Below are 12500 nucleotides of genomic sequence, written 5' to 3' on the forward strand. Positions count from 1 at the left end.
CATGCAGATAACAAGGCTTGGTCTTGGCGGTCCGGTTCGCAGTTTCTGGGATTACGGGCCTGCCCCGATAGCGATCAGCCCGGCCATAGAGCACAATGCGGCTGCCATCCTGTCGGCATCTTATAGACAAAGCATTAATCCGGGCATAGAGATTGATAACGCGGTTTTGCTTGGTTCGGCCATGTCATCCGCGCTGGTTGTTGCACAGGAATTTAACCGGTCAAACCTGCTTTTCGATTCCAGTCAATTACCAATTAACCAGGCGACCGAGAGTGATACAGCTATTGCATTGACGCCACTGTCACTACTTGATATCAGTGTAACGCAGGAAACCGATAAATCGCCCATTATCAATGGTGGCAAGCTAGGCGCGGTGCAGGCCACGGCAGAAAGCGACGCGGCAGGCATTATTACAGGGGCTAAATCACAAACAATTGATACTACGGTAGAAACAGATGCATCTGGCATACTGGCATCACTTTTTTCTGGAGAAGTATCGCCATCAGCAGAGATCGATGAGGCATCGGGTATCGAAGGCGACAAAGTTGCGCAAATAACAGTTGCTACAGAGGGCAGCCTGGCAGTCGCGGTCAGCAGCTTGTTATATGGTGTGGTAAGCGTCATGTCAGAGGATGATGCTGCTTTACAGTTATCCGGTTACAAATCATCATCTATCGTTCGGGCGACTGAAATTGATGTGTCAATGATGCTTTCTGCACCAGATCAGATACCGATTGAGCAGGTTGGCGAGGTCGGTAGCGCGACAAGCATATTTGGTGTCAAACAGGGTGTTATAACGACAAGCAACGAGATCAATATTGCGCCTATACTGGTCAAGTATTCTCGAAATTCAGTAAATTCATCCATTGAATTGAATGCGTCAACATTTTTGTCTGTCGCTTCTGAGTTGTCTGTAACGCCATCCGGCGAATTGAATGATGCCAATGTCATCGAAGCTATGTCCGGCATTAGCATGCAGCCGTCATCCGAGATAGATTTGGCCGGGACCGTATCTGCGATCAAGACCGGTTTCGTGGATGCGTCCCAAGAGATTGGGTTGTCTTCTGTTCTGTCGGGATCCCAAATAAGAAATATAGATGTGTCGACAGAGGCGTCGGCAGCTTTAATAATTACCGGTCGCAAGCAGTCATTTATTGAAAGCGCTTCGGAATTGAGTATTGCTTTGATTTTGGCATCGGCAAACGAAATACCGATTGCCAGTACAAAAGAATTTAATGATGCGTCAACTATACTTGGCGCCAAATATGGTTCGATACCAAGCGTGATGGAACCTGGTTCCGCGCCTATGCTATCTAGCGCATTTTCCGGCTTCATTTCACCGTCACCAGAACATAATGGCGCAAATCTGTTATTCGGCATAAAAATGGCTGGAATAAATGCTGCCATTGAAAGCAGCGTTGCTCCGTCCCTTGGCGCGTCATCCTCTCTGAACATAGCTCAGTCGGTTGAATATAGCAAATCCGGTCTTTTGCACGCGAATAAGGTAGGGACAATTAATGCCTGCATCGAATATGACTCCGCTTTGTTACTGTCTGCATACAAGCGATCAGAAATCATTCAGGCAGTAGAGCGCAATGCCGCTGGATTTGCGACTGTCATAGAGACGATAGTGATACCTGTTGCGATGGAGTTAGATTCAGCCAGCCAATTGGCCGCGCAGAAAATTGGAATGATTAACGCTGTTACAGAACAGAATGCCGCCGTGTTGATAATCCCATCCAGCGAATACGGTCTGGTTGCTGCGACAGAGATCAATTCGGCTTCGCTGTTGGGTGCTGCGGGCAGGGTGGAAGTTGTCCAGGTTGTTGAGTGTGATCTGGCCAAACAGATTGACGCTGCATCAAATTTGGCTATCGATAGCGCCGCCGAGATTGAGCAAGCTTTGTCGATCAGTAGTCGTAAGATTGCCTCAATACACAGCGCGACAGAGGCGAACAGGGCGCTTGCGCTTGTTGTTGAGGGTGGTTATGTATTTATTCCACTTAATTTTAAAATCAGAGTCCGCACATTTGACGGACCTATCGTGATAAGGCTTTAAAAATGAGCACCAGAGGCAGAGCATACATCGGCGCGGCACATAAGGCCGCGATTACGATAGATAATTCACTGGATTACGATGCTGGTGATATTCAAGAAATTACGCTGACGATGACAAAGAAAGCGGCCAATGGTGACGTAGTGGTGCAGTTCACGAAAAGCGCGGCTGAAGTTCAGATAGAAGGGAAAGATCGGCTTATGCTGTACATTCACCCCGGCAAAGTACCTGAAGCCGGCAGTTACCGGGTGCGGGTAAACTGGACAGACAAAAACGGACAACCGCACCGAGGGACGGTTGTTGAGAATGGAATAATCAGGTTCTACGATTAATTTCTATCCGGAGTAGAAGAAATGCAATTAAAACGTTTGTATGAGCCTGGAACGACGGAGATAGTTGGCATACGTCTTTTGTCTAAGCCAAGCAGAACGCAAAAAATTACCCAGCAATTTATCGATGAATTTACCGGATACGGGCTGTTGTCTATCGGTAAGGGCGTTGTCACGATACACGCGCAAGGGGGCGACGTGAATTTTAATATTATCAGTTCGCCAGGCTATTACTGCTGTTTCGATGGCAAGAGAATGGCTGGCGAGCAAGCCGCGAAAGCGTATGTTGCTGATAATTTTGCAGGTCAAACATCGCCTGACCCGCAGAATCCTGCTGGATACAGACGGGATTCGTTCTATCTTTGTGAATTGATGAAAGGGGGTGAGTAATCATGGCTCAGTTTGTTTTTAATGTAGCAAAGGGCAAGGTTGCCGCATACTATGAGCGTGTCGACAACAACGACCCGGCTGATGCCGCGATTGTCATTCTTGCGCTCGCGCAAACCGGTATCGAGAGCGATGCCGTCCTGAAGGACAAGGAAACGTTGTCTGATGTGCTGGCTGGCACGACCAACGAAGTGACCAATGCCAATTATGCCCGCAAGGTTCTGACTGATGCCGATATCGTTGCGCTGGCGCCTGATCATGTGAATGACAAGATGGTTTGCTATGTTCCTGATCAGACATTTGCAAATATCACTGCTGGAGATAACTGGAGCAATCTGGTTTTCTGCTATGACCCTGATACGGCTGGCGGTACTGATGCAGAAATTATTCCGTTGACCATTAACGCTTTCAGTAAAACGCCAGATGGATCCGACATCATAATGACGGCACCCAACGGCTTTTACGAAGCAACCGACGCGCCTTAATCGGAAAATCCGCTAAATTGCCATGTGTTGAGTCATTACGATTCAATACATGGCAAACAACATAATTGACGGCTCAGAAGTACAGGATATGGTGTCTCACTGGCTTAAAACGCCTGAGAATGGATATCTTGGCTCAAGTTACGGCCAATCCCTCAAAGATATACTGCAAAGCCCGCTTTCTGGTGGCACTGCTGATGCGCAATTGCAGAAATTGCGAACTGATGTGCCGGTTCTTCAAGCACTTCCAGCGAATTCAACAAACATTTACAGCGTGCAGACGCCGCCTGACAGACTCGACTTGTTGATAGAAGTAGCGGGGCAGGCGATCGAAGTTCCAAGGATTGAAACTTAATGCTCACTAAAGCCGATTTTCAGCAGAAAATTAGAGATTCGATAGCGTCTCATCCATCTGTTGCCGCACTTTATCAGGCGGGCGACCCGAGAATACTGCAAAGCCTGGACGCCATGGCCGCTATGCTGGCGATGTTCTCTCAGCAAGTTGAGACGGCGATGGCCGAGCCATTTGAAAAAGTGCGCGATGCTACGGTGATGGCCGATGCCGCTATGCGTGGCGTGATTGCAAAGGCAACGCCAGCAAGGGTTCAAATACTTATTACAAACAACAATGATTCTGCATTCGCAGTAGATACTGGCAGAATCGTTATAGATTCAAATGGTTTGCCTTATATTGTCGAAACAACGGTTGTTGTTCCTGCAAACAGCACGGGGACAATTGAGGCCACCCAGGTCAAGAAAGAAACCATTATTCATACAGTATCAGGCAGCGTTCCGTTCTATGCCATAGAGGTGCCTCAATCGATCGATGAGACGTATCTTAGCGGGATGTCCGTAAGCGATTCTGACGGAGAATACGAATATCGGGAACGATATGTAAACGTTAGCCCTGATGACCGTGTTTTCCACGTTGAGTCTGATGACAGGCAGCGTATTTATGTTCGATTCGGCCAAGAGGATATTATCGGTTTCCAGCCGCCTGACGGTCACGAAATAACGCTGACCATATCGCGTGCAGCCGGTGAAATAACACTGGATGCGAGCGCGCCGTTTTCGTTTGAATATCTCATATCACCGCTTGAGAATAACGTTGAACTGTCACTTAATTCGCTGCTTGAAAAGGGCAAAAACCCGCCAGATATAACGACATTGCGGGACATGGTTCGGTACCCTACGGTTTACAATCATAATGCTGTTTTCCTGGGGGAATTCGATTTCGTAGTCAGGCGCAAGTATCACGACACGCAATTTCTGTCTATCTGGAACGAGACGATTGAAGAATCGGCAAGATCTGCCAGTGTTGATAACATAAACACGCTGTTTGTGGCTTGCCTGTCTGCTGAGGGTAATGAAACGGTATTGACCGAGCCCGATCCGAATACGCCGGTTGCGCCAGCATTTATCGATGAGGTTGACCTTACAGCCGCCCAAAAAGGTATTCGTGACGTTATCCTGCACGCGGATAACAGTTACCGCGTTAAATTCATGACGCCCGTGCGTTCAGAGATCGGCATGACAGTGGAGGCAACAATATCAGCAGCATATATAGCAAGCGATGTTCGATCAAAAATAATCGAAGCAATATTGGCTGAATACGGTGAGTCTCAACCTGGCTCAAGACGCGCTAATAAGCCTTTGTACAAGTCTGTATACGCGTTGCTGAAATCAAAAATACAGGCATTATCGGATGCGAATGCTGATGTGAAAATCACAATCGCGCAGCCAGTCGGTAATTTCCGACCTGAATTATGGCGGTATGTGTCCGAGTCGAGTCTGACGGTCAATATTAATACTGAAAACGTACTTCCACCTTCATGGGAAGGGTAAAGCGGAATGGGTTTTGATTTTCCAAACGCCGAGCTTCCACAGTTAAAGCCGCTTGCTAACAGTTTTGCGGTCGATGAAGTTGAAAATGACCTGCGTAACCTGTTCATTGATTTGTTTGAATTGATGTTGGCAGAACAGGCATTCGATGAGAACGTGCTCGGTGTTGCGCACCTTGGATCGCTCGATCTTGTGCGCAGAATGGTCAACGCTGACGGACTTTCGTTGCTTGATATCGAGCGAGAAGAAACGGCTACGAGATACCTCTACAAAGCGTGGAAGTCACGAAATAAAAACGGTCGCGGTTTCTATTTTCTTGAGACCTATATGCAGCTGCTACTGCCAAACCAGCATAATATTGAGCAGATGGCTCAATTAAAAACGGCGGTGTATCCAAAGAAGCTGTCTCCCCTCAAGTACGCGAACGATACGAAATACTCAACCAGCCGAGTCAGAATATCAATCGAATCTCCGGAAACAACCTGGGATGATATCGACAAGATGGAGCCGATTTTGCGTTCTATTGTTCCGGCGAGACTGGTTTTGTACTTCGCAAAGCTTACGAGTTGGCGACAGAAAAATTACATTGGGGCCGCCTGCTTTTCTGGCGCTTACAGCACTGTTTATCCGATCGCCTCGCGTCCATCCGAATTCAGAAGCGAGCTTTATATAGGTATCGCTGTTACCGAAATTAATTTATTTACCATTTATCCAAAACTGCTTGGAAGCGGTCTCAGTGGCCTGTATTCCAGCATGGGTGTTAATGATGCCGGGATATCATTGCTTGGATCACCTACTCAGGACTGGACAAAGAAGGGTGTTGTCGGCATGGGAAGTCAGGCTCGCGGAGATATGACGCCAAACTGGTGGGAGCCAGATGATCCGTCTTTCAAGGCACTGATCCCGTGGGAGTCAGCTACTTGCTGGTTTGTTGTGTGGCCTGGGATTAGTCACGCTGCTTCGAATACCGGTGTAAACATTAAGAACATCGAGTTTTGGGTGTTACGTGAATCTACCGGCGAATGGCGGCTGGAGAATTCAGGCAAGACGCAGGCGTTCTGGCCGCCAGCAGGAAGCGGGGTGGCGCAGAGAACTGAGGCTGATGGATCGGTTTCTTTCTTTATGTCAGGTGTTAAGAATGGTGGTTATGTGTCAGGCACGCCATACGCTGTACATGGATCATGCCAGCGGTTCGATCTGATCGATGGAGACGATATCAGATGTGTTTATGCCCGTCTTGAGCATCGCCTTGTACTTGAAGATCCGGATGGCGTTGATGACAGGCATCTTGCCAAGTTGTATGTGGACGTCGGTGCTGATTATTGGCCAGACTCTGGTACGGTGGTGGCTGATTATACTCCTGAAACATCTACACCACAGGTGGCGAATTCTCGCTTTGAGTTGTCAACAATATCGGCAAGGGTTGCGCAACTAGCATCGATAAATCCGCCATCTCCTGCGCTGGATTATCCAGCAGGTGAAAGGTCAATTACCCATGCTGAATTTGAATTAAATCTGCCACCTCCGTTACGCACTGTTGTTGGGTAATCATTATAGGAAAAAAACGCTTTTTATGTTTGCAGGGCAATTTACTATTCAATCAATATGAGCAACTACTACACTTTACTTACCGATATTGGTGCCTCGGCAATGGTTGTTGCTGCGGTCAATAATACGCCCATTAATCTATCCGAAGTTGCATTGGGTGATGGTAATGGCTCAGTTCCATTGCCAGTGCCTAGTTCACGGCTAGTTAATGAGGTCTATCGAGCCGGCATCAATTCGATTACTCAGGACCCTGTTAATTCTGCATGGTACGTCATCGAACTTGTTGTCCCCCCGGAGGTAGGCGGATTCCATGTACGGGAAATTGCCGTCTATGATAGCAGTGGCGAAACGATATATATCGGAAACCACCCGCCAGAGTACAAGCCTATCCTGGCCGAAGGATCAACCAGAGAGACGCTATATAAAATTATAGTAGAGACATCAAATGCGGCAGAGATAAATCTCCTTGTTGATCCTAGTATAGTTATGGCCACGCATCAATATGTTGCCAATGCTATAGCTGATCATGAGGCCAAAGCAGATCCACATCCTCAGTACATTACCGAGAGCGAGCTGCAGTTGAGACTGAATAACAGAAAAGCCAGAAGATTTTATTTTGCGAATATTTAAAGGGTGATAAATGGCATCAGGAAAGAAATGGAGCGGAATGCTGACATCTAATGTGCTCGAAGATACTGGCGCAATACCGGTCGGAAAAGTTGCCACGGCAAGCATAAATATGGTGAATCTTGATGATGACCCAGTTGATGTGCGTATTTATATATCAGAAAGCGCTACGCCGTCCGAGAGTGACAGTATTGAGCCGTCGAATCTGCAGATCCCAGGTAACGGCATATATAAGCTTACCGGCGAAATAGTCGGAGCTGGTGAGCGTATTGTTTTGAAGGCTTCTACAAGCAATGTGGCCGCAAGAGTAACTGTTTTTGAAGAGGATGAATAATAATGAGATTCTTGTCAGGAGAGTTTGGCTCAACATCTGCGGGTTACGGAGGCGGATCTGCTAATAGCATTAAAGGTGTTGGGTTGGCCGGAGAAAATGTCAATAAAAGCGATTTGGTTCAAATAACTCCAGACGGAAAATCTTATCTGGTAAGGAATGCAGACAATGCGGCGGTTGCTAACAAAACCGGAACGATTATCCCGGAAACGACAGTTAAAGCTACGCACAGTAATACTTATGATAGATCGCCGGTAATTAAGTTAGATGATACTGGGGATATACTGACTTTAACCTCATATTCAACGGGGACATCTGGATCTGGTCTTGTTATCTATAAATATGACTCCGGTGGCAATCTTATCGACTTCAATGAAGTTGACAAGTCCACATCCGGAGCAGTTTTGCGAAACCCAAAAATAAGAAAGCTTTCTAACGGTAATTTGTTGATTACTTGGAGCATATCTCTTATTGAGCTGCGATTTATGATCATGGATCCATATACTCTGGATATCATAAAAAGCGACACGCAGATTGGCACCATAACATCTAATGACCGTTACGATGTAACTGATTTAGAAAATGGCGGGTTCATGATCTGCTATTTATCATCTGACGGTGATCAACAATTGGCTGTTTATGATAACGTCGGTGACGTTGTTTTGGCTCCAGAGGCAAAACAAATTTGGGCTGGCGCAGCGGGCGTAGTTAGCACACAGTTGCAGAAGTTGTCTGACGGCAATGTGGCGGTTGTGTGTTTGTCAAAATTTGTATCTACAAAGGGGCTGTATATTGGAATATACAACCAGATTGGTGCTCAAGTTTTGGCGATGACTAACATAGAAACAACAGATGGCGGACTTCATTCTGTTGAAACATCGTCATTAAACGGTTATTTTGCAGTCGCATATAGATATGTCACAAGCGATCTTAAAACCTATGTGTTTAACAATGCCGGGGCATTGCAAAATACTCATATACGCACTTACACGCACGGCATTTACCAGATGTCATTCAAAATATTAGCAGATCAAAGCAATTTCTATCTTTTTCTAGCCGAAGGAAATCAATCTGCGATTTACGTTGCCATGCTAGATGTGGCTGGCGTATTGGTTAGTGAAAGAAAAGTTACGATTGCATATACAGTGGAAGGCATCTACTCTGATGCATTCTTGCATAGAGACTGCATTGTCTTTGCTTACAGGGAGGCGCTTCAGCCAAAGAAATGTATGTATACGGTTGTTGAGACTGACACTCTTCTTGTAAAAACGCAGCCAACAGAATTTGGTTCGTTGCCAACAAGCAGTGGCGAGAAAATGGCAATAATCCCATGCGATGACTTTTCATTTGCGGCGGCATATGAAAATGTCTCGCCATCGGCGACAAACCTAATCTCAGTTAAATACGAAGACACAGCAATCCAAGGTGTCGCCGAGACATCTGCCGCCAAGGGCGCTGTGTTTGTGGTGGGGCAGGGGGCTGGCGCACAGCGTATAAACGCTATCAGCGGAACGTCGCCAGTGGCTTTTGATATGACTGAAACCAATATCAAGGGGAATGCTGGCACATTAACGAAAAACAGTGTTGTTCTTGGAGGGTTTAAATGATGTTCAGGTTGACTGATATCGCAACGGATGAGGTCGTTGCCGAATCCGTAAGCGAGCCGATTTTGATTGGCAATGTTTGGCATGCAGGCGGTATAAGAGTCACAGATACAAGCGGAGCTTATCATGTTGTCAAAGAAGAGGGCCCGCGTTCTATAGACGTTCCAGGCTTTTTCCTGCTATTCAAATCCGATGAACGGTTAAAGGCAAGGGAATTGCGTGCTACCGACCCGATTATTGACGATTTCTGGACAATTCTCGAGGATCCGAGAACAGTTGTGGTCAACATGTCGATACAGCAAGTGCAGGATGCAATTGGATATATTCTTACCAAAGTCGAGGAAAATGGCGTTGTGCTTGATGTTCAAGCGCGTCTTGCTGAAATCCTGTCTGGTACAGCGCCTAGTTAAACAGTTTTAATAACAAGCAAGAGGTCATTGTATGTTCATAATCTTTTCCGTAGTAGCGTTCACGTTGTTTGTTTATGGTTGTGGTGAAGCCATCACAAAATCAAAAAAGGATAGGCTTGATGCCGAGTGGGAGGCGGCTGAAGATGATTATCTCGCGCGCACTTTGAAACTAGAGCCCCAGTACGATCAATTGGGCGTACCGGCACCTCACGACGGCTACTATTAATTAAATACCATGAAAGGAAGATTTTTACGCGCTCCCGCGTATTGGATGATTCCAGACGGATCAGGTCACTGGATCAGTGATGGTTATCTGGATTTCCAATCTGAAAGGTTCGGGTGCGTAGTTAGCATGCATCCGTTCTCTTTGAATAATCTTTCGTCAGTCCCATGGTTCTTGCGGAAATTAATCAATCCGAATGGACCGCACCGGCCAGCCGCCGCGTTACATGATGAGCTGTATGAATTGCGTGGCGTGACCCAGGGTAGAAATTTTACTCGAAAGGAGTGCGACCAGCTTTATCTGGATGCGATGCTATCGGACAAGCTGGCATATTTCGATGCGCTGCCAAAAGATGCAAGGGAGGCTATCAAACATCACGGTCTGAATAAGAATTTCACCTACCGGGCAGAAATGACGGATAGGTGGGTGGCGTACCTGCTCTATGCGGGAGTCAGGGTGTTTGGTTGGGTGTATTGGGCAAGAAAAATTAGGAATCATCATTGATGAGGGTTTCATCACCCTTTTGCCTTCTTCTTATCAATCTGGATAACCTTCCCCGGCTTTGAAAGTCCTGCAGCCGTCAACATTGCGCTTGTGGCAGTGCTGACAGATTCTCTAACCGGATCGAGATCAAGCCTTGCATAAATAGCAGTCGTGCTTTGGTTTTTATGGTTTAGTGATTTGCCGATAATCGGCAGCGATGCTCCGGTTTTTGCTTGCCAACTGCCAAGTGTGCGGCGCAGATCGTGAAGTCTGAGATTCTCAATTCCAGCCCTTTCCAAGATTCGTTCCCACCCTTTTCTTGGCTCAACCAGATGACCTAGTTTGCCCCTGCCTGGGAAAACGAATTCACTTTCGTTTTTGCCAATTCTGTTCTTCAGGACTTCAATGGCCTCCAGTGACAATGTTACCGTTTGAGGGGTATTGTTTTTGGTTTCTTCAATACGCCACTCCGCACGGTCAAAGCTGATATCTTTCCACCGCATAGAGCAAACATTTGATCGTCTGGCGCCAGTAAGCAAAGAAATCAGCACATAATCCCTTACCGTTTCATTCGGCTCGTCAGCTAGTGCCTGGAAGAATCTAGGCAGTTCGTCGCTCTGAATAAATCGATCGCGGCTCTTTTCTCTGTTTCGCCTTATGCCTAATGCTGGATTTGTGTCTGTCAATCCAGATGATATAGCCCATCCAAACACGCTAGATATTAATGCTAATGTGCGGTTTGCGGCGATCGGGCTGCCTTGTTTGCTTTTTGAGCATCCTTGTTTCGTTATACTGCTATGTATTGTTGCTATGGTGCGTCTGTCAATTTCAGACAGCCTTTTCTTGCCGATCGTATTTTCAAGATGATTCCTGTACTTTTCCAGATCTTCATCCCAGGTTTTTTTCTTTAGCTTCGAGTGGCGCTCTATGTACTCAGCAAACAGGTCCTTGAATAATAGTTCAGATTTCAGTTTACGCTTGATTTCGGCAGGGTTTTTTCCGTCAGACAAGGCTATGTTTGTTTCCATGGCCTTTCGCCTTGCCTGGTCTATTGTCATTTCCGGATATCTGCCAAGCGTTACCCGCTCTGGATTGCCGCATTTGATACGTTTGAAAACGCAGAACGTTTTAACTCCTGTTGAAGATACTCGCAAACTTAAGCCATTTGTTTTTGCATCATGGTAGGTATCGCGCTTGCCGCTTTCAGGCAAAGGAAGTGAGTCAATTTCAGCCTTGGTGAAGTTGAATTTTTTTTGCATATTTTCTCGGGGTTACGCCGGGGTTACAATTCATACGCATTTGTACGAATTCTTATCAATTCTTATGAATGTTAATTTACCCGTAACGCGCTATTTTGTAAATGTTTATGAAACTGTATAAAATAGCGTAAAACCACATAAATACACAAAAACACGGACTTTTAATCCGTTGGTCGTGAGTTCGAGTCTCACACGGCCTACCAAAAAAATCAAAGGGTTAGCTTAAACGCTAGCTCTTTTTTGTTTTCTGTGGGGCAGCCTTGGGGCACTTTCAAAAAACAAATCGCAATAATCAATCTTTCTTTGTATGATCCGCTAGTAGTCACATTTAAATGTAATGCGCCGCGCTGTTTGGTACTATTTTCCGCTTTATTATTTGGTACTGGCAATTTAGAAGTTTCTTATCACTAATTCGTTGCGTTTGTCGCGGCCGTGCAGACCGCCTACCGTATGGTTGATCGACACCACATCCATAGTCAACCCATTAAAAGCTCTGCGCATTTCCGGGATATCGTTAACTGAAATAATCATCCTGCCTTTAATAATTCTGGCCAGTTCGGTCAGGCGGTCATACTCTTCCAATCCAGAATCAACGCAATAACCTTCCGTGCTCCAATACGCTGGACTAACTCGACTACTTACTCCTTAAAAATATATACATAAGTTCTACAATGAAACTTCTAATGTCGAAATTTTTTACACATTTTTTAGAATTAATTCTAATATTTGTAAGGTATTGACAGATATATGAATTAACTAGAGTTTAGAGCGAGCTTACTCCTCCAGGCTAATATTTTTTAGCCTGTTTTAGCTAACCCAATGGGATGGACTCCTCCACCCTTAATCGGCATCAATGTGCCAGACTAGAGTAACTATCAACTAGTCAAAGAAGAGAGGAGTCCGAGATGAACATTACACG

General features: G+C 46.0%; 15 protein-coding genes. 13 read left to right on the plus strand and 2 right to left on the minus strand.

Going from position 1 to position 12500, the window contains the following annotated elements; genetic code table 11:
• The first annotated feature begins 1 nt into the window (after position 1).
• The 13 genes from BMY62_RS12005 to BMY62_RS12065 are packed head-to-tail and all read left to right on the plus strand — an operon-like array spanning position 2 to position 10343.
• A complete protein-coding gene (locus tag BMY62_RS12005) occupies positions 2–2059 on the plus strand; it encodes a hypothetical protein (RefSeq protein ID WP_090660235.1) in 2058 nt (685 codons plus the stop codon).
• A gap of 2 nt (positions 2060–2061) precedes the next feature.
• Complete coding sequence (locus tag BMY62_RS12010) at positions 2062–2388, plus strand: hypothetical protein (protein ID WP_090660237.1); 327 nt, start codon at positions 2062–2064, stop codon at positions 2386–2388.
• Positions 2389–2409: 21 nt separating this feature from the next.
• On the plus strand, positions 2410–2775 hold the full coding sequence (locus BMY62_RS12015; RefSeq protein WP_090660240.1) for a hypothetical protein: 366 nt from the start codon (positions 2410–2412) through the stop codon (positions 2773–2775).
• A 2-nt stretch (positions 2776–2777) separates the two neighbouring features.
• Positions 2778–3257, plus strand: a complete 480-nt coding sequence (locus tag BMY62_RS12020) for a hypothetical protein (protein ID WP_090660243.1) — start codon at positions 2778–2780, stop codon at positions 3255–3257.
• 49 nt (positions 3258–3306) lie between these two features.
• Entirely contained in the window at positions 3307–3609 is a 303-nt protein-coding gene (locus BMY62_RS12025) for a hypothetical protein (protein ID WP_090660246.1), read from the plus strand.
• Positions 3609–5099 carry a baseplate J/gp47 family protein gene (locus tag BMY62_RS12030; RefSeq protein ID WP_090660249.1) on the plus strand — a complete coding sequence of 497 codons (1491 nt, stop codon included), beginning with the start codon at positions 3609–3611 and terminating at the stop codon, positions 5097–5099. Before BMY62_RS12025 ends, BMY62_RS12030 begins: the two co-directional genes overlap by 1 nt.
• Before the next feature lie 6 nt (positions 5100–5105).
• Complete coding sequence (locus tag BMY62_RS12035; RefSeq protein ID WP_090660251.1) at positions 5106–6644, plus strand: hypothetical protein; 1539 nt, start codon at positions 5106–5108, stop codon at positions 6642–6644.
• A 57-nt stretch (positions 6645–6701) separates the two neighbouring features.
• A complete protein-coding gene (locus BMY62_RS12040; RefSeq protein WP_090660254.1) occupies positions 6702–7274 on the plus strand; it encodes a phage tail protein in 573 nt (190 codons plus the stop codon).
• 10 nt (positions 7275–7284) lie between these two features.
• Entirely contained in the window at positions 7285–7605 is a 321-nt protein-coding gene (locus BMY62_RS12045; RefSeq protein WP_177170379.1) for a hypothetical protein, read from the plus strand.
• Between the two features lie 2 nt (positions 7606–7607).
• A complete protein-coding gene (locus BMY62_RS12050) occupies positions 7608–9209 on the plus strand; it encodes a hypothetical protein (RefSeq protein ID WP_090660260.1) in 1602 nt (533 codons plus the stop codon).
• Positions 9206–9616 (plus strand): hypothetical protein, encoded by a 411-nt coding sequence (locus BMY62_RS12055; RefSeq protein ID WP_090660263.1) that lies wholly within the window; start codon positions 9206–9208, stop codon positions 9614–9616. The genes BMY62_RS12050 and BMY62_RS12055 overlap by 4 nt, the downstream gene beginning before the upstream one ends.
• A 31-nt stretch (positions 9617–9647) precedes the next feature.
• Positions 9648–9842 (plus strand): hypothetical protein, encoded by a 195-nt coding sequence (locus BMY62_RS12060; RefSeq protein WP_090660266.1) that lies wholly within the window; start codon positions 9648–9650, stop codon positions 9840–9842.
• Positions 9843–9851: 9 nt separating this feature from the next.
• Positions 9852–10343, plus strand: coding sequence for a DUF1353 domain-containing protein (locus BMY62_RS12065; protein WP_090660269.1), 492 nt, complete (start codon positions 9852–9854; stop codon positions 10341–10343).
• 11 nt (positions 10344–10354) lie between these two features.
• On the opposite strand, the gene BMY62_RS12070 is transcribed toward BMY62_RS12065, so the two are convergent.
• Complete coding sequence (locus BMY62_RS12070) at positions 10355–11581, minus strand: tyrosine-type recombinase/integrase (RefSeq protein ID WP_090660273.1); 1227 nt, start codon at positions 11579–11581, stop codon at positions 10355–10357.
• A 390-nt stretch (positions 11582–11971) separates the two neighbouring features.
• Positions 11972–12163: a hypothetical protein gene (locus tag BMY62_RS12075; RefSeq protein WP_090660276.1), complete on the minus strand. Its 192-nt coding sequence runs from the start codon at positions 12161–12163 to the stop codon at positions 11972–11974.
• Positions 12164–12500: the final 337 nt, after the last annotated feature.

Origin of the sequence: Nitrosomonas marina (assembly GCF_900111605.1) — a bacterium.
GTDB lineage: Bacteria > Pseudomonadota > Gammaproteobacteria > Burkholderiales > Nitrosomonadaceae > Nitrosomonas > Nitrosomonas marina_A.

Bases quoted from the DNA above. Each gene is read 5' to 3' on its own strand.
- BMY62_RS12010 (WP_090660237.1), top strand. From the start codon at position 2,062: ATGAGCACCAGAGGCAGAGCATACATCGGCGCGGCACATAAGGCCGCG.
- BMY62_RS12015 (WP_090660240.1), top strand. From the start codon at position 2,410: ATGCAATTAAAACGTTTGTATGAGCCTGGAACGACGGAGATAGTTGGC.
- BMY62_RS12025 (WP_090660246.1), top strand. From the start codon at position 3,307: ATGGCAAACAACATAATTGACGGCTCAGAAGTACAGGATATGGTGTCT.
- BMY62_RS12045 (WP_177170379.1), top strand. From the start codon at position 7,285: ATGGCATCAGGAAAGAAATGGAGCGGAATGCTGACATCTAATGTGCTC.
- BMY62_RS12035 (WP_090660251.1), top strand. From the start codon at position 5,106: ATGGGTTTTGATTTTCCAAACGCCGAGCTTCCACAGTTAAAGCCGCTT.
- BMY62_RS12070 (WP_090660273.1), bottom strand. From the start codon at position 11,581: ATGCAAAAAAAATTCAACTTCACCAAGGCTGAAATTGACTCACTTCCT.
- BMY62_RS12040 (WP_090660254.1), top strand. From the start codon at position 6,702: ATGAGCAACTACTACACTTTACTTACCGATATTGGTGCCTCGGCAATG.
- BMY62_RS12060 (WP_090660266.1), top strand. From the start codon at position 9,648: ATGTTCATAATCTTTTCCGTAGTAGCGTTCACGTTGTTTGTTTATGGT.
- BMY62_RS12020 (WP_090660243.1), top strand. From the start codon at position 2,778: ATGGCTCAGTTTGTTTTTAATGTAGCAAAGGGCAAGGTTGCCGCATAC.
- BMY62_RS12065 (WP_090660269.1), top strand. From the start codon at position 9,852: ATGAAAGGAAGATTTTTACGCGCTCCCGCGTATTGGATGATTCCAGAC.
- BMY62_RS12050 (WP_090660260.1), top strand. From the start codon at position 7,608: ATGAGATTCTTGTCAGGAGAGTTTGGCTCAACATCTGCGGGTTACGGA.
- BMY62_RS12030 (WP_090660249.1), top strand. From the start codon at position 3,609: ATGCTCACTAAAGCCGATTTTCAGCAGAAAATTAGAGATTCGATAGCG.
- BMY62_RS12055 (WP_090660263.1), top strand. From the start codon at position 9,206: ATGATGTTCAGGTTGACTGATATCGCAACGGATGAGGTCGTTGCCGAA.
- BMY62_RS12005 (WP_090660235.1), top strand. From the start codon at position 2: ATGCAGATAACAAGGCTTGGTCTTGGCGGTCCGGTTCGCAGTTTCTGG.